Raw genomic sequence first — 17,272 nt, forward strand, 5'->3', positions numbered from 1 at the left:
ACTCATACCCGGCTCATTGCAACGGCAGACTGCGCATGGAGAACACGCGCTTGAAATCGGATAACCGCGGGTGATCCGTGTACACGTCGTCAGGGTAATAGGCGATATGCCGAGCCCCCAACGTATTGAGCAAACGTACCCAATCGATCATCTCCCGTGTCGGCACGGGCCGATGCGTGCGCCAGTCCTCCGCCTGCAACTCAAAGACCGTCTTGTCCAGCGCCCCGGGCACCTGCGCCACATGCTGGAATAACTGCCGCAGCCAGGCATCGGCATCGCCGGCGTTTTCCATATAGGGCATGGCCATGATCGCGACGCGGTCGTAATGCGCAAGCCCGCTGTCCAGCGTCTGGGCATACCATTCACGCGCGTTCGGATTCAGAATGGTCTCCGCGTAATAGTTGCGCGCGGTTTTGACACCGGGTTGCCATTCATTGACGGCCTGCGCGAGCAACATGCTGAAATCATCGAGCAGCTTGATCTTGTCGCTCGTCCAGCGCGCCAGTGCGGCCGGATGGCGGCGAATATCCGCCAACACATCCCCCAAGCCGGCTGCACGATACGCCGCCAGTGCTTCGGGACTATCGTCCTCGAAGTCGGACAGAGTTGCATCGTCATGGAATAGCAGGCCGCTGAAATGCGCGCTCTGAGCCAAGTCCTCATACAAGTCGAGAATCACCTGGCGCGCCTGCGGGGAATAGGGACTGAGCCGGCGATAACCGCGCACCTGGGGCGGGCCGCCATCACGGCTATCGGATAGCACCAGATGGCTGCCGGCCGGGTTGTCCGCCGGTAGGCGAAACGCCAGCAGCGGCATCCAGGCGTAGACTTTGACGTTGCAGCGCGTTTGCAGCTGCCAGGCCACCCGATTGAACAAGTCGGCCCGCATCGGCATGTGACGGTTGGGAAAGTAAAGCGCGCTCGCCTCGCCGCTGCCATCGGGATCGGCATAGGCCTGCAGGTAAACCGTGGACGCCCCCATCGCTTTCACGCGGTCGAGCAAGCGGCCGAGATTGTCTTCCGTCTGCTTCGGATCCGGGTCATAAATGTAGTCCAGATCGATATGCATGATACGACTGGGGTCCGGGGCGATCCCATCGGGATATCGCATGAACTGGCGGAACTGGTCGGCCAGATCCGTCAGCGAGCTGCGCGCATCCATAAGCTCGCGCCGCATCGCCGATAGCGGAGTCTGAGCAGTGTTGACGCCAGCGTCCAGCGACAGGGTAACCGGCATTCCCAGTTCGCCGGCAATTCGGGTCGCCGGCAAAGTGTAACTGCCATAGGGCCATACCATCACCCTCGGGGTCTTACCGGTTTCCTGGCGAATGACTTCGCTGTTCTTCTGCAAGTCGTCACGCACGCGCTGCCGATAGGCCGCCGGCGTTTCATACTGACCATTGGTGTAGAGGCGGCTACTGAGCGCCGGCTCGGCATTGCCTTGAGGGTTGGCCGTCATGCCGGTATGTAGCGCATAAGAATGGTTGGCCACTTCGACCAGGCCGCTCGCCTGCATTTCCCGCACCTGCGCCCAAGTGACGAAACGATTGCGCGGCACCCACAAATCGCCATATTTCACCTCCTGATCCGGACGCGGCGCGAGCCAGGAACCGACGAGCGCAATCACCGCCGGCGCGTTGAACTGGCGCAGGACGGGAAATACCTTGGTATAGACGCTGCGGTATCCATCATCGAACGTCAGCAAAACCGACTTATCCGGCAGCGGCGCGCCGCCGTTGCGGTCGGCCAATATCTGATCGATGCTGACGAAGTGATAGCCCTGCCCCCTCATCCACGACAGCTGCTGCGCCAGCAATTTGACGTTCACCGCGTAGGGATCGCTCAGACCGACGTCCGATTCCGATACCTCGTGGTAGCACAAGATAATTAGCCGGGCATTCGGGTTGCCCGCGGCCGACGCCAACGGCCCGCACAACAACAGCCAGCACAGCAAGATGGTTTTAAACAGGATGTTCATCAAAATCGCCAATTCAGATTGACATAGACCCGGTTATTCAGACTTTGGGCGCCGTCGTAAGGGTGACTGGTACGCGTCAAACCATAAATGAGCGCATTGTCGTGCCCCCATTGCCAGACCTGCTCCACGGTCAGCCCCCACAGGTTGCCGGTCCCTTCGCCGGATTGATAATAGCGGCCGCGCGTCAGGCCGAGGCGCTGGTGCCAGCTGCTGTCATAGCGGCGCCAGAGCGTCCAGTCGTTGCTGACCGTCAGGTTTGTTTCCAGATCTTTGAGAGGATTGAAATACTGCGCCTGCGGCACCTGATCGTTGTGACTGGTCGCCACGCCGGTTTGCGTGCTCAACTGCCAGACAGGCCCTGCCACCCAGCGCTGATCCCAGTCAAGCGAGAGGCTTTGCCGCCGGTTGCCATCCGACATATCGAGCTGGCTCGCCTGCAACAACCACTGGTTATCGTCGCCAGGACGATATTGCAGACTCGCGCGCAACAGGTTGCCCGCCACACCATCCAGGCGGCCCGGCAAGGGAACCTGCGCGCTGTCCTGTTCAAAGCGCGTTCCCAGCGTCCAGAGATCGTCCGGCGTCCAGTCGTAGCCGGCAAAACCACCTTGCCGACCGTGGCCGTCCACCTCGCTGAACAAACCGAACTCGCCCGTCCCATACTGGCTGCGATGCTGCCCCCCCATGCCAAGGGTCTCGTAGCGTGCTTGCTGTGCGGGGGTTACCGTGGAGAAATCGGCCGTCTGCAACTGGTGCTGGCCAAACAGCCGCCAATGTCCGAACGACTGGCTATAAACGCGGATCAGGTTATCCCATGCATTCTGATCCGAGACCCCCTGGCTTCCCCCCATGTCGTGCCCCGTCTCCACCACCAGCTGCGGACGCAGCGCATCGGCAAGATGCTGCTGCCGCTCCTGCAATGCCGCCCAATCGGACTGCTGCGCTTGAACCGTATCCAGCATGCGCCCTGCCTCGCCGAACTCGGCCAGTTCCATTGCCGCATCAGCCTGCCCCAGCAGCGCAGGACGCGCCGTCTCCGGCAACTGATCGACCTCTATGCGCCGGAAAGTCTCCTTGGCTCGCCGCGGCCAGCCGCGCATCAATTGGTTCTCCCCCTGGCCTTGGCGCAAGGTCATGTCGTAAGGCGCATCCGCCAGCAAGCCATCCAACTGCCATGCCGCTACGTCATTGCCCTCCAGGTAAGCCGAAATCATGGCTTGGTGATACGCCACGGTCTGATAGTCCGGATTGAATACCCACTGCCCTGTCGCACCGTCGATCTGATCTCTCGGCACGGAGGCCAATAAACCGGCCATATATTGACGACAGCTGCGATACTGTCCCGACTCAAGCAGGGAATACGCCAAGCCCACTCGCCATTCGATGGCATCGTCGTCCTGTGGCGCCAGGGCAAGCGCGGCACGGTACAGCCCCTCCGCTTCTCGCGGCTGGCGCAGCGCCAGTAGCGAGGTGGCCACCGCCGCCTCGGCACGGGCCGACCAGGCAAACCCGGTATGCTGACGGTACAGGTCGACGGCTTGTTGCCAGCGCTGCCGCTGTTCGAGCAGGATCACGCGCAAGTCGATCCCTTGCTGCCGCATCACGTCGGTCAGATCCGCTTCAGCCAACCAGGCAGCATTGAGCGCCAGCGCCTGATCGGTCTGAGCGTAACGCGTATCCCCGTCCTCCTGATCGGACTGAATCCGGCCCCACACGCCAAGCTCGACACTGCGGTTAAAAACCGCCTCTCGCGCCGGCAAACGGCCAAAGCGCATCGGCGCGCCCGCCAGCGTCTGCTGTTGCGCGACCAGCCCCATGGCCTCCAATACCGTCATGTAGTCGTCATTGAGCACAGGGTCGGCGGCATAGCGCGGTTGCCACCGCATCAGCCACACCAGCGCCTGCGACCACTCCTCCGAGCCCATCAGCAGTTGCGTCCGTTCACGGGCCTCTTGCAAAACGGGATCGGCTGCTGCGGATACGGCGCCATCGGGCAAATCCTGGGGGTGCCGCCGCTTCTCGAACCACCGTGCGACCAGCGCCTTTTGCGCGTCGTTCCCCTCCCGGGCAACCGCATCGTGCAACAGGGTCAATGTCCGCGCGGTCATGGCCATCTCATGCTCTTGCGCCAATTGCAACGCTTGAGCCACGTGTCCCTGCCGGCACAGCATGAGCAGGTAGTCGTTAAAAAAACCGATAGGTGGAAGCGACCGCTTATAGACCTCGGCGACCAGGGCCGCCTGGCCGGCGCCGGCCTTCTGCGCAAAACCGGAAAGGCGATAGAGGGCCGCCTGATCGTCTGCCGTCATCACACCGTTCGGCACCGGCACGCCAAGGCGTGCCAGCACGGCGCCATAACGTTGTTCAAGCTCGGGATCGGCAGGAAATTGATCGCGCGCATCGTGCAAATAATCGAGCGTGCGGGCATAGTCCCCGGAGAGCATCAGTACGTAGGCGCGGGCGCGGATCAGCGTCAGCGTATCCTGTTCGCCGCGCGGCACAGCCGCATCCAGCGTTGCCAACGCCGCCGAGGACTGTCCCGTCTCGGCCAACACCATGGCAAGCCCGGCCTCCGCGTCGACATCGGCGCCAAGACTGGCTGATCGCCGATAAAGCTGCTCGGCCAGCGCGTAACGCTTGAGATCGCGCGCGGCTCTTGCCAGCAAACGCAATGTTTCCGGTCGCAACGCACTCTCATGCCCCTCCGTCATAGCCAGAGCCTGCCGCATTTGTCCCGACCAGCACAGCAGGGTCAGATAATCATTCAGCAAAGGCGTGCTGAGCGGCCCCTTGGTGCGCTCGGTTTCAATCAGAGACAGCGCTTGACCGGCATCACCGGCGCGGGCCTGCACAATCGCCCGCGAATAGCCGGAGGTTTGCCACAGCGGAAGGGCAATGCTCAAAGGGGAAGTGACAAGACACATACATGCCATGCCAATGAACCACGTCATCGATTTCATTTTATGACATTGTCATTACATAAGGCCGATATGCATCCTATCGCCGAACAGCCCGATATAAGCGTCAGCCTCATCATTTGCGGGAACGAAGACACGAAAACACACAAACCGTGCATTTTCTTTTTTAAATCAAAAGATTAATTGTTTGATAGCAAAATCAATCAGCACAAGAGAGAATAGAAACAATTTCAATCTAGTTTGATTAACTAAACTTACAAATACGATCCTAACATAATTTTTAATACGAAGTAAATATTGATTTTGCATCGCTCAAAGCATTCAGGCCACACGACGCCAGAACGCCACCCCGTTCCGGGAGACTGTGCTTGCACTTAGCGTAGAGAGGGTTCGGCTCGCAGCGACAACCCGCGGCTATCTATTGGGAAGATTCGGATAGGTTGCTTTGCGAACGCATCACGTGCGGGAAGTGTTCTTGGCGCCGGAACCGGACTCGAACCGAGGCCGGCATTTGCAATCAGCGATCAATCGTTGTCGCCACAACCGCTCGCCTGTTCCTATTACTCAGAATGCCATTCTGCTCGACCAGCACATTGGCGAGGGTCCGCAGCGGCGCGAGCCCGGTTCATCTCAAACGCTTGGTATTTCTGCTGTACGCGCGCATCGGAATACTCGCCCTCCACGGTATTCTGAATACTGCGTCCATCCAATCCTTGAATGCCATCGATAGCGCTGCCCCATAAACCCCGACCGCGCGAAGCCCCAATGAAAGGACGAAGATAACAGTCTAAATGACCTTGGCCGGGGGAAGAAATTTCAGCACTCAGCGCCGTCAGATAGTCGTCCTTGCTCGTATGCTGCCATTCGATACAGAAGCCCGCCCGATGGCAAAGCTCACTATGGATGATCAGCATCGTCCGCCCGTTTCCATCAAGGAAGGGATGACCATAGGCGAACCAGCCCATAACCTCGCCCGGGCGCTGTCGCAGCGCCGCCTTGTCTTGCCCGATACGCAACCCCTGCTCCACGGCGCGCCGTGCATCGAGAGGATGACAAAACATTGTGCTGCCTTTGGACACCGCGCTGTTAGGCACCGTAGCCGCACGATCCTGGCCGGCCCATGGATAGAACGCAAAGAACAGAAGGCGATGCACGGCGAGGAAATCGCCATAAACGAGCGTTTTGCGCTTTGCCACATAGGTCAAAGCTTCATCCAACCCTGCACGAAACATCGTGTGCTCAAGCTCACGAATGATTTCCGGGTCTTTTTCTTCAAACCGGTTTCGCAGATAGCCTACTTGGTCAAAATCCTTAAACGGATCGAACATGCCGTCTCCGCTCCCGCAAATAATTGACCGCTAGCGTCGCGACCTCTTCCTTTGATAACTTGCCCGCACGTTTCAATGCGATCAGGAGATCCTCCGTGCTATCCGACGTCACCTCGTCTCCAGCTAAGCGTGTCGCCGACTCAGCCCACTGATCCATGGGATTGCTGGCGTAGGTCACCGCGTACCGCTGAGCCAACTTTTGCACAAAATGAGCGACACCCACTGTCGGAATCGCCAACGGCTGCTGTCCCTTGGCATCTCGACGTCTACGCCGATAGCTACGGAAATGAACGCGTATCCCTTCGATGACCAGCGTGCGCGAAACGCGCGGCGTTTCAGTCTCGATCACCAATGCACCCTCGCCAGCTACCTCAGAAGCATAAGGAGGAAGCACTTCATGCAGCACGAGCCCTAACTTCTGAGCGACCTCGCGGATAATGACCTCAAACCCCGCTTGAGGCCCAACCACCCCGCCACCCGCCTCGCGCTTCGACTTAACATAGATTCCAGTCGCCAAGCGAAGAAGCTCACCGCTACGGAGCAACGCATCCAAAGCATGTGTTACCTGGGTTGGACTGCCCAAAGCCGCAACGTCCGAACGCAATACCACTACACTCGCACGACGCCTGATCGACTGCCGCACCCGATCTTCAAGCTTCACGATGAACTCCTGTTACCCACCCTCTCCGATTTTAACAGCCAACTATGCAAAACTCAATTTTTCCGTTATACAGCAAACACTTATCCGTACATACATTGCCGCACAAACGGCATAATTTGTCATAAACAGAGACTTGCGCACAAGCTGAGGGCACCTCTCCGGCGATTTGATAACGCATGCTCAATGCCCAGGTAATGCGGCTAGGAGGATTTCAGAAGCAGGATTTGGTGCCCGGAACCGGACTCGAACCGGTACAGGAGTTTCCCCCCGGCGGATTTTAAGTCCGCTGTGTCTACCATTTCACCACCCGGGCGGGCGACGCCAGCGGATGAGCGCTGGCAAGCGAAGAGACTGGCGATTGTATGTGCCCAAGCCCCCTGCTGGCAAGTCGGCGTGTCGGTGACGGTGTTTGTTGCATTCTTGTGCAAATGTTAAGCAAGGAGCAGACAAGCTTGGCGGCAAGCCTTGCCATCCTTTATATCAGATCGTAATATTTAAACGCGGGAATATTTCCCACAAAACAAAACAAACATCAAGCCATGACACCGCCGACCGCTCAACACACGCTGCCTTACCACAACCCCGACCGGCCTTGCGGCTGCCATACGCCAGGCAGTCATACGCTGCCCTGCCGTTTGCGCCATGCGCCTCGGCGCTTCGGCACGGTCTGGGAGACATGGACTGGCCGGCTGGCGGACCGCTTCATCGCGCAACCGGCGCTGCTGTGCCTGCTATCGGTCGTGGCCTGGTACCTGATCAGCCAGGTGGCGTTCACCAATCTCGACGCCTACGGCGACATGGTCGAGGCCTATGTCTTCACCCCCTACTGGGAACTCGGCACTTTCAAACATCCGCCGCTGACCGGCTGGGTGGCCAAGGCGTGGTTCGCCGTCATGCCGCACACGGTGTGGGCATTCTTTCTGTTGTCGAGCCTCGGCATGCTGATCGGCACCTTCGGCGTGCTGCGTCTGGCCGGCGAATTCATCCCGGACGACCGCCGCGCGCTGATGTTGATGGCGTTGAGCCTCACGCTGCCGTTCAGCACGCTGGCGTTCAAGTTCAACGCCAATAGCATCCTGCTGCCGATCTGGCCTTGGCTGACGCTGATGTTCGTGCGCTCGCTACGGGGCGGGCACGGCGGGTATGCCGTTGGGCTGGGGATCTTAGGCGCGCTGGGCATGCTGGGCAAGTACTACACCGGCGTGCTGCTGGCCAGCATGCTGATCGCCGCGCTGGCCACCCGCGTCGGCCGCCGCTGGCTCGGCACACCGGCGCCGTGGCTCGCGCTCGCCGCCTTCGCGCTCTGCCTTTGGCCGCATGCGCTATGGGTGCTGCACCATGGCGACTCGACACTGAATTACGTCGGCCGCAAAGCGGATCACCACGTCGACTGGAAGCATCTGGCGAGTTTCCTACTATCGCCGCTGAGCTACGGTGGCGTGGCCTGGGGACTGATACTGGCCGCCGGCTTCAAGGGCACGCTGGGCAAGCGCGTACGCGCCTCGTTGCGTCCGCGCGATGGCGGCAATGACGTGCTCTTCTGGCTGACCTTGTCGCCACTGGCGATCACCGCGCTGTTCGCGCTGTGCGGTTATGTGAAGATTGCGCTGCACTGGGCGATACCGCTGGCTTACGTGCTGCCGCTGTTCTGGCTGACGCGCGCCAACGGCTGGCAAATCGAACGCGCGCGCGAGTTGCTGCGGGCGCTACCAGCGGTATGGCTGGGTTTGCTGCTGCTGGCGGCGGGTTTCAAAGGCTACGAGGCCTATGCGGGCACGCTGTGCCACTACCGTGACGACGCCGCCGCCGCGCGCGCCATCCTGGCGGCGCGCCCAGGCAAACCGCCGGTCTGGATCGGCGGCGGTTGGCCCGACGTGGCCATTGTGCCGTTCTTCGCCGACCCGTCGGTGCGGGTGGTGCCCGGCGTGCCGGACAGGCTGCCGGCCGGGGTGACGCCGGTATTCGGCTGGCGCGATCAGCCGGGCGCGCTGCTGTGCGCGCCGGACGACTCAACCTGTCAGGCACAAGCGGCGGAATGGATGCGCCGCCAGGGCCGCAACGACCGCCCGGTCGACATCCGCGTCGAGCGCCATGGCTGGCTGTTCCCGCGGGCGGTGCCGACCCATTATTTGGTCTATTGGTATTGAAATGAGTTACGAGACGTCGGAGAGATAGCGGGTCGGGTCGAGGTTCCATTTGCGCGGGTCCTCGTAGCCGATGATGCGGTCGCCGCCGCCGGCGCCGAACGGACGCGACAAATCGATTAATTGAGCGGGAATATGCAGGTTGGAACGGGTGGAGAAAAAGGCGCGCACTTTCGGTTTGAGCACTTCGCTCTCGTGCGGCTCAACCACCACGGCGATGCGGCCGCTCTCCAATTTGACCAGCGTGCCGACCGGATAAATGCCGATCGCGGTCATGAAGGCGCGCATCAGCGAAGGGTCGAAGTGATGCCGGCTCCACTCCCACATTTTTTTCAGGGCGGCGGTGGGCGGCATGGCGGTGTGATAGCAGCGATCGGAGGTGATGGCGTCGTAGACGTCGGCGATGGCGGCCATGCGCGCCATGCGGCTGATGGTCTCGCAGCCCTGGCCATGCGGATAGCCGCTGCCGTCCAGGCGCTCATGGTGATTGAGCGCCACGTCCAGCGCCTCGTGCGGCATGCCCTCCACCCCTTGCAGAATTTCCAGTCCGTGCTTGGGGTGGCGTTTCATCACCTCGTACTCGTACTCGGAATACCGGCCGGGCTTATTGAGAATCTCCACCGGCACGCGCACCTTGCCGATGTCGTGCAACAGTCCGGCGACCCCGGCCTGGTGCAGCATGGCGCGGTCGCAGCTCAGGGTATAGCACAGGGTGATCATCATGGCGCTGACCGCCACCGAGTGCACCAACGTGTAGTCGTTTTGCGCACGCACGCGCAACAGCAGCAGCAAGGCGCTGTCGTTGCGCAAAATACTTTCGATGATTTCGCTGACCAGCGAGTCGATTTCTTCCAGGTTGATGGCCTTGCCCATCTTGGCGTCGTGCATCACCGAACGGATGATGCGGGTGGCGCGGGCGCGCAGCCGGCGCGCGTTGGGCAATTCCTCGGCCACGGTGGTGCAGCGGTACGGCGTCTCGCTATGCACCGCCGCTTGCATCTCTTCCATCAGCTGTGCATTGACCTCGGCCTCGGTGGGCGCGTCCTTGTCGTCCAAACCGCGCGAGGTGTCGATGTACAGCTCATGGATGCCGGCGGCGATGATCCGCTCGATCATGCACTCTTCCGTCACCAGGAAGCGATTGCGCAGGAATGGATGCGACATCCATCCTGCGTTGAGGTTATGCAGAAACATGCCCGGGCGTAGTCGCTCAACGGGGATTTTCTTAATCATCTTGACCGACGCCGGTTAGAAGTTGGACAAAGGAACAACCGCATTTCCGAATTTCCGGACCACCGTGAGCTTACCTTACGTCTATCTTACATCTGCCTGACACCTGACGAAGCCACGATCCTACCGCAATCATTTCATAAAGTTAAATAACATTCTGCTGCGACTTCGTCCGCAAATCAAACGCGCTCGTATAACAGCGAACGCTAAGGAATCCCTTGTCATTGCCAACAGATTATTAAAGAAGACACATACTATTGGCAAACAACGCTTTAAAGGCAGGAATTATTTAATACAAACGTTTTTCGGTAAAGTCCTGCCTAACCATGACAATCGCTATGCTAATATCACCGTCCATGCGTAATAAGCACCCAAAATAAGAAAGGGACACGATGGATTGGCGTCAGGAGTTGCTTGCCAGCGGCCTTTGGCTGCTCAAAACCTATGTGATGGTGATCGTGCTGTGCACGATCGGCGTACTGTTGCTGAAACGCACCACACAGTGGGGCAGGCAGTTCTGGAAATTGACCGGCCCGTATTTTTCGCCCCGGCGCCACCCGCGCGTCTTGGCCGTTTTGGCGCTGATCCTGCTGCTGACGTTGATGTCGGTGCGGCTCAATGTGCTGTTCTCCAATTGGTACAACGGTTTCTATACCGCGCTGCAACAGCTGAACGTCTCGGCGTTCTGGCGCGAGATGCTGGTATTCAGCGCGCTGGCCGCGCTGCACGTGGTGCGCAGTCTGCTGGAATTCTTCGTCAATCAAGCCTTCAGCATTCATTGGCGAGAGTGGCTGAACGAGCACCTGCTGTCCCGCTGGCTCGACCGCCAGGCGTATTACCGCAGCCAATATCTGGACAACCCGGCCGACAACCCCGATCAGCGTTTGCAGCAAGATATCGCCAGCCTGGTGTCGGCGTCGCTGTCGCTATCGATGGGCGTGGTCAACGCGCTGGTGTCGATCGTCGCCTATACCCTGCTGCTGTGGGGACTGTCCGGCGTCTTGCCGCTGTTCGGCTATCAAATTCCGCGCGGCATGGTGTTCGCCATCTTCATCTACGTGCTGATCGCCACGCTGTTCGCCTTCCGCATCGGCCGGCCGCTGATCCGGCTTAACTTCCTCAACGAGCAACTGAACGCCGACTACCGCTACGCGCTGGTGCGGGTGCGCGAATACGCCGAGAACATGGCGTTCTACTGCGGCGAGCGCGTCGAGGGCGCACTGCTGCGCAGCCGGTTCGGCGCGGTCATCGCCAACGCCTGGCAGATCGTCTACCGGTCGTTGAAATTCCAAGGCTTCAACTTCGTCATCAGTCAAACGGCGGTGGTGTTTCCGTTCATCATCCAAGCCAAGCGTTTCTTCGCCAAACAGATCACGCTCGGCGACATCATGCAGACCGCGCAGGTATTCGGCAGCTTGCACGACAACCTGTCGTTCTTCCGTCAGGCCTATGACGATTTCGCTTCGTACCGCGCGGTGCTGAACCGTCTGTCCGGTTTCGACCAAGCCATCGATCAGGCCAATGCGCTGCCGGTGCCGCAACGCCGCACCGACGGCGCGCGCGTGGCGCTCGAACACTTGACCGTGCGCCGCCCGGACGGACGGCCGCTGGTCGCCGATGCCGTGCTGGAGGTGCATGCCGGCGAACCGTTGCTGATCCGCGGCCGCTCGGGCGTCGGCAAAACCACGCTGTTGCGCGCCATGGCCGGGCTGTGGCCCTATTGCGACGGCCAGGTGGTACGGCCGGAAGAACGGGTGATGTTCTTGTCGCAGCGGCCGTATCTGCCGCTGGGCACGTTGCGCGACGCGCTGTACTACCCGCACCCGGCCGTGGCCGACGACGCGGCGGCGCGCCAAGCGCTGGCCGACGTGCAGCTCGGCTATCTGGCAGAGCGGCTGGACGAACCGGCCGACTGGACGCACATCCTGTCGCTGGGCGAACAGCAACGCCTGGCCTTCGGCCGGCTCCTGGTCGGCAAGCCGCAAGCGGCCTTCCTCGACGAAGCCACCTCGGCCATGGACGAGGAACTGGAACAGGCGCTCTACAGCATGCTGCGCGAGCGTCTGCCGCAGGCGGTGCTGGTCAGCGTCGGCCATCGCAGCACGCTGCTGCGTCACCATCCGCGCCAACTGACGCTGGAGGGCGAAGGTCAGTGGGCGTTGGCGGGGGCATAAGAATCTCTAACAAAAGCACCAGCCAGGCATCCGCTCAGGTTTTGTAGCGCGCATTCGCCGCAGGCAATGCACGTCTTGAGCGAGTCCTCAGGCCGTGCGTTGCTTCGCGAACGCACGCTACCCAACCACGGAATGTGTTCTGTTAGAGGTTCTAAGCCACCGTCAACCGCCGTTCACCCCCGGATCGCTGAGGCCGTGCCGGCCGGTTTCCACCCGGCCGGCCAACCGCCGGTGCCAGCGTGGCCGTTCCACCAGACTCAAACTCAAATCGTACCAATCGTCGCGGCCGCGCACGTCCCAATGCACTTCGCGCCACGCGCGCTCGGCCAGCGCCACCCGGCGCGGCGGCCCCGCGTCGCCCGCGGCGGCGATCACCACCGTGCACGGCGTGCCGCTGTGATGGATCAACACCAGCCGCAACATGCGTAAAAGCGGGTCCTCATGCACGCGCAGTTCGAGCAGCGGATCGCCGACGTCGCCGGCAAACTCGCGCACGAAGCCGTTCGGCCCATGCACCCCATACCAGTAATCGTCATCCTGATGCCAGGTGTCCGTCAGCTTGGTGCGCGGCCCCAGCGTGTAGTGCCACGGCCCGTCCACCCGGCTGGGCGCGTAGACGATCATGCTCGCGCCGGTGTCGCCGTGATTGATGAAATCGAGCGTCAGCGACCGCCCCGCGTCGGCGGCAACGCCATGGCACGCCAGCCGGTAAGGCAGCGCGCGCGATAGCCGCCGCCCGGGCTCCTGCCGCGGCATCGACGGCTGACTTGGCGTCGACGGCGCCGGCAAACGGCACGACGCCGCGGCGCTGGACTGATAGTCGGCGGGATCGGGCAGACTCGGCCAGGACAGGTCGGTGTGCGAAAAATCGAAGGCCGAGGTCAAGTCGCCCGTCACCGTACGCCGCCAGGGGGAAATATTGCTTTCCTCGATGCCGAAGCGCCGCTCGATCAAGCGCAACACCGAGGTATGGTCGAATTGCTCCGAGCACACCCAGCCGCCCTTGCTCCATGGCGACACCACCAGCATCGGCACGCGCACGCCCAGACCGATCGGGGTACCCAGGTAGCGCTCGCCGCCGACGCTGACCGTGCTTTGCCCTTGCCCGGCGTGGAGCGCCGGCACCGGGCAGGGCATGTGGTCGAAGAAGCCGTCGTTTTCGTCGTAAGTGATGAAAAACGCCGTGCGCGCCCACACCGCGGGGTTGGCGACCAATGCAGCCAACAGCCGCGCCGTCAGCCATTCGCCCAGCGCCGGCGAATTGGCCGGATGCTCGCACAGCCGTTGCGGCGCGACGATCCACGACACCTGCGGCAGCTGTCCGCTCTGCACGTCGCGGGCGAACGCCTGCACCAGATAGCGGCCATCGGACGCGACGGCGTTGTCGCGGGTCGAACCGGGCACGATGGAACGCGCGCGGCGCCAGGCGTCGCTCTGCCGGTCCAGCTTGCGAAACGCCTTGAAATAGGCCAGCGCGTTGTCGCCGTAGTTGTCGTACTCCTGATAGACCTGCCAGCGGATGCCGGCCCGCGTCAGGCGTTCGGCCGTGGCGGTCCAGCGATAGCCCGAGAACAGCGGCGAATCGTTGGCCATATCGGCGGTCCAGTTGCCGTCGTCGACGTTGGTCACCGTCTGGCCGCTGGTACCGGAAAACAAATACAGCCGGTTAGGATCGGTCGGCCCCTGCATCGAGGCGTGATAGCCGTCGCACAAGGTGAAGGCGTCGGCCAGCGCGTAGTAGAACGGGATGTCCTGGCGCATGAAGTAGCCCATGCACAGCGGCGTTTTCAGCCAAGCCCAGGCATCGTGGTTGCGCCAAACGATTTGCGAGCCTTTCCAGCTGTGATCCAGGCTTTGCTGGCACAAGGCGCCGCTTTGGCGGCTATCGAAATGAAACGGCAGCACCTCGCTGCCGCCGAGCCACGGCTGATGGAACACCGACTTGCCGCTGGGCAGCGGGATGGGGCGCGGGTCGCCAAAGCCGCGCACGCCGCGCAGCGTGCCGAAATAATGGTCGAACGACCGGTTTTCCTGCATGAAGATCACGATGTGCTCGATATCGCGCAAGTCGCCATAGCGGCTGGCGCCCGGCAACGACAGCGCGCGCAAGATCGGCGCGCTTAGCGTCCGCTGCAGCGCGCTCGCGCCCATCATCGCCGCCATGCCGGTGAGAAACCCGCGTCGGTCTGTTGCCATCCTCTTCCCCATCCTTATCACAATCGATGAACTACCGATCAATGAAAGATCACGGCGGAGATGGCGGCTAGGACCGACCGGCCAGTTTACGCGGCGCGATCGCGTGCAGCGGCGCAACGATTGTCAGCGCCGGGCGAGACCGATACACTTCCTATACAAAATGATGAATGGTTAACACATGCCCAAGCAATCCAAACGCCTCGGTCTGCTCTGGATCGTTCTCGCCGCCTGCGGTTACGGCAGCATGGCGCTGTTTGCGCGTCTGGCCTATGCCGATGGCGTCGATACCACGTCGCTGCTAGCGCTGCGCTTCACGCTGGCCGCCGTGGTGCTGGGCGTTTGGGTACGGCGCCAGCGCATCGCGCTGCCGCGTGGCAAGGATCTGTGGGGGTTCGCCGGGCTCGGCGCACTGTTCGCCTCGATGGCGTGGACGTATTTCTCGGCGCTGCATTACGCCAGCAGCGGCTTGGTGGCATTGCTGGTTTACGTTTACCCGGTGATGGTGGCGGTGCTGGGCGCACTGCTGGGGCTCGACCGCTTCGGCCGCGCCGAAACCGTGGCGCTCGCCGCCTGTGCCGTGGGACTGTATCTGTTGTTGGGCCAGTCGCTGCATGCCGGTAGCCCCATGGGCATCGTGCTTGCGCTGCTCTCCGGCTTGCTCTACGCCATTTATATTCTGTGCAACAGCCGTTTCGGCCAAGGCGTGCACCCGCTCGGCGCTGCCTGGGTGGTGATCGTCAGCGCCGCGGTGATCGATAGTCTGATCGCCGCCGGCCTGCACTTGACGCTGCCGTCGAGCCCGACCGGCTGGGGCGCGCTGGTGGCGCTGGCCTGTTTCAGCTCGGCCTTGGCCAACTCGGCCTTTTTGATCGGCTTGCGCCACGTCGGCCCGACGCTGGCCTCGGTGCTGTCGACCTTGGAGCCGGTGATCACTGTCAGCCTCGGGCTCGCGTTTCTGGGCGAATCGTTAAGCCCGAGCGCGCTGGCCGGCAGCGCGCTGGTGTTGTCGGCGGCGGCGGGCCTGGCGTTGGCGCGCGCCCGCGCGCCAACCGCCCGCACCGCCTGATCAGCACTCGATCACGTTGACCGCCAGGCCACCGCGCGAGGTTTCCTTGTATTTGTCCTTCATGTCGGCGCCGGTCTCGCGCATGGTGCGGATCACCTTGTCGAGCGAGACGAAGTGGTGGCCATCGCCGAACAGCGCCATGCGCGCGGCGTTGACCGCCTTGACCGACGCCATGGCGTTGCGCTCGATGCACGGCACCTGCACCAAACCGCCGATCGGATCGCAAGTCAGGCCCAGGTTGTGCTCCATGCCGATTTCCGCGGCGTTTTCCACCTGTTCGATATTGCCGCCCATGACCTCGGCCAGGGCGCCGGCGGCCATCGAGCACGCCACGCCCACCTCGCCCTGGCAGCCGACCTCGGCGCCGGAGATCGACGCGTTCTCTTTATAAAGGATGCCGATGGCGCCGGCGGTCAGCAGAAAGCGCACTACACCCTCCTCATTGGCGCCGGGGTAAAAGCGGGTGTAATAGTGCAGCACCGCCGGAATGATGCCGGCCGCGCCGTTGGTCGGCGCGGTAACCACCCGGCCGCCGCTGGCGTTTTCCTCGTTCACCGCCAGCGCGTAGAACGACACCCAGTCCAAGACCGTCAGCGGGTCTTTGAGCCCGGCCTCGGGGCGGCTGATCAGCTTGCGGTACAGCTCGGCGGCGCGGCGCTTGACGTGCAGCCCGCCCGGCATCGTGCCCTCGCGCTCCGAACCCCGGCGGACACAGGCCTGCATCACTTCCCAAATGCGCAGAAGCCCGGCCCGCACCTCGTCCTCGCTGCGCCAGACCTTTTCGTTTTCCAGCATCAGCCGGCTAATGCTCCAACCCTGCTCGCGGCATAGCGTCAACAGCTCCTTGGCGCTGTGAAAACGGTACGGCAGCGCGGTGGTGTCGGGCGCAATGCGGTTGGCCCCGGCGGCCTCCTCGTTGACCACGAAACCGCCGCCGACCGAATAGTAAATCCGCACGAACAGCTCGTTGCCGGCGGCGTCATAGGCGGTGAAACGCATGCCGTTCGGATGGTAGGGCAAGGTTTCGCGCCGGTAGAGAATCAAATGCGCCTTCTCGTCGAAGGCGACCGGATGCTCGCCCAGCAGCGTCAATTGCTTATGCTCGCGGATGGCCGCCACGCGCGGCTGCACGCTGTCGGTATCGACGGTATCGGGCTCCTCGCCTTCCAACCCCAGCAGCACGGCAACGTCCGAGCCGTGGCCGCGGCCAGTGGCGCCGAGCGAGCCGAACAGCTCGCTCTTGACCGCGACGACGTCCTTGAGCAGATCGCGATTTCTCAGGCAGTTGGCAAAACGGCAGGCGGCACGCATCGGGCCGACGGTATGGGAACTGGACGGGCCAATCCCCACCTTGAACAAATCGAACACACTGATAGCCATGGTTTCTACTCTTGTTTGCTCTTATTTGAATGATAGTTCCGTCTGCGGCGGAAACGGGGTGCGCCCGCCACGGGTAAGGTCCTCGGAATCTATTCACTTCGCATCGCGCTGTCAAACAATCGCCAATCGCCAAGCGACGCAATGAGCCGCTTTCTGGTAAGTTGCCCGCATAGCATCATTAGATGGAATATTTCGCC

Annotated in this window: 10 protein-coding genes and 1 tRNA gene; 3 read left to right on the plus strand and 8 right to left on the minus strand. The window is 61.8% G+C overall.

Annotation, left to right across the window (positions count from 1 at the left end; all coding sequences use genetic code 11):
• Positions 1–13 precede the first annotated feature (13 nt).
• The 5 genes from pgaB to JOZ06_RS05570 all read right to left on the minus strand — a co-directional run bounded on the left by pgaB (position 14) and on the right by JOZ06_RS05570 (position 7,198).
• Entirely contained in the window at positions 14–1,978 is a 1,965-nt protein-coding gene (gene pgaB, locus JOZ06_RS05550; protein ID WP_293229741.1) for a poly-beta-1,6-N-acetyl-D-glucosamine N-deacetylase PgaB, read from the minus strand.
• On the minus strand, positions 1,978–4,881 hold the full coding sequence (pgaA, locus tag JOZ06_RS05555) for a poly-beta-1,6 N-acetyl-D-glucosamine export porin PgaA (RefSeq protein ID WP_293229744.1): 2,904 nt from the start codon (positions 4,879–4,881) through the stop codon (positions 1,978–1,980). Before pgaA ends, pgaB begins: the two co-directional genes overlap by 1 nt.
• A 575-nt stretch (positions 4,882–5,456) precedes the next feature.
• Complete coding sequence (locus JOZ06_RS05560; RefSeq protein ID WP_293229747.1) at positions 5,457–6,224, minus strand: Fic family protein; 768 nt, start codon at positions 6,222–6,224, stop codon at positions 5,457–5,459.
• A complete protein-coding gene (locus JOZ06_RS05565) occupies positions 6,208–6,885 on the minus strand; it encodes a hypothetical protein (protein ID WP_293229750.1) in 678 nt (225 codons plus the stop codon). Before JOZ06_RS05565 ends, JOZ06_RS05560 begins: the two co-directional genes overlap by 17 nt.
• Positions 6,886–7,110: 225 nt before the next feature.
• Positions 7,111–7,198 (minus strand) — tRNA-Leu (locus JOZ06_RS05570).
• A 226-nt stretch (positions 7,199–7,424) separates the two neighbouring features.
• Between JOZ06_RS05570 and JOZ06_RS05575 the strand changes: the two genes are divergently transcribed.
• Positions 7,425–9,032 (plus strand): glycosyltransferase family 39 protein, encoded by a 1,608-nt coding sequence (locus JOZ06_RS05575; protein WP_293229753.1) that lies wholly within the window; start codon positions 7,425–7,427, stop codon positions 9,030–9,032.
• A 6-nt stretch (positions 9,033–9,038) separates the two neighbouring features.
• On the opposite strand, the gene JOZ06_RS05580 is transcribed toward JOZ06_RS05575, so the two are convergent.
• On the minus strand, positions 9,039–10,262 hold the full coding sequence (locus JOZ06_RS05580; RefSeq protein ID WP_293229756.1) for an HD-GYP domain-containing protein: 1,224 nt from the start codon (positions 10,260–10,262) through the stop codon (positions 9,039–9,041).
• Between the two features lie 389 nt (positions 10,263–10,651).
• On the opposite strand from JOZ06_RS05580, the gene JOZ06_RS05585 reads away from it, so the two are divergent.
• Positions 10,652–12,433 (plus strand): ABC transporter ATP-binding protein/permease, encoded by a 1,782-nt coding sequence (locus tag JOZ06_RS05585; protein ID WP_293229758.1) that lies wholly within the window; start codon positions 10,652–10,654, stop codon positions 12,431–12,433.
• A gap of 162 nt (positions 12,434–12,595) precedes the next feature.
• Here the strand turns inward: JOZ06_RS05585 and JOZ06_RS05590 are convergent, their stop codons facing one another.
• Positions 12,596–14,629: a phosphocholine-specific phospholipase C gene (locus JOZ06_RS05590; RefSeq protein WP_293229761.1), complete on the minus strand. Its 2,034-nt coding sequence runs from the start codon at positions 14,627–14,629 to the stop codon at positions 12,596–12,598.
• Between the two features lie 178 nt (positions 14,630–14,807).
• Between JOZ06_RS05590 and JOZ06_RS05595 the strand changes: the two genes are divergently transcribed.
• Positions 14,808–15,695, plus strand: coding sequence for a DMT family transporter (locus JOZ06_RS05595; RefSeq protein WP_293229764.1), 888 nt, complete (start codon positions 14,808–14,810; stop codon positions 15,693–15,695).
• Here the strand turns inward: JOZ06_RS05595 and JOZ06_RS05600 are convergent, their stop codons facing one another.
• Positions 15,696–17,075, minus strand: a complete 1,380-nt coding sequence (locus tag JOZ06_RS05600; protein WP_293229767.1) for an L-serine ammonia-lyase — start codon at positions 17,073–17,075, stop codon at positions 15,696–15,698.
• Positions 17,076–17,272: the final 197 nt, after the last annotated feature.

Origin of the sequence: Paludibacterium sp., from assembly GCF_019232825.1 — a bacterium.
Taxonomy (GTDB): Bacteria; Pseudomonadota; Gammaproteobacteria; order Burkholderiales; family Chromobacteriaceae; genus Paludibacterium.